Source organism: Pseudomonas sp. SIMBA_067 (genome assembly GCF_046534675.1).
GTDB lineage: Bacteria > Pseudomonadota > Gammaproteobacteria > Pseudomonadales > Pseudomonadaceae > Aquipseudomonas > Aquipseudomonas putida.
Genome location: NZ_JAWRYH010000845.1, coordinates 1 through 255 on the forward strand (window position 1 = coordinate 1; position 255 = coordinate 255).

Below are 255 nucleotides of genomic sequence, written 5' to 3' on the forward strand. Positions count from 1 at the left end.
GGCCTGCTGATGCGTCAGATGGGCTACAGCAAACCGGCCCTGCTCGGGAATACGGTGAAGGGCACCGGCTATGCGCCGCTGAAAACAGAGATTGCCCGCCGGGCAGTGGGTTACGGCTGCAATATCAGCGCTGACGATATTCTGATCACCAACGGCTGCATTGAGGCGATCTCGCTGTCGCTGCGCGCCACGACCCAGCCGGGCGATGTGGTCGCCGTGGAATCACCCTGCTATTTCGTGCTGCTGCAGATGCTG

At 61.6% G+C, this 255-nt stretch carries 1 pseudogene; it reads left to right on the forward strand.

The annotated features are described in order from the left end of the window. A pseudogene (locus SB765_RS31580) lies at positions 1–255 on the forward strand (PLP-dependent aminotransferase family protein); the annotation flags it as partial.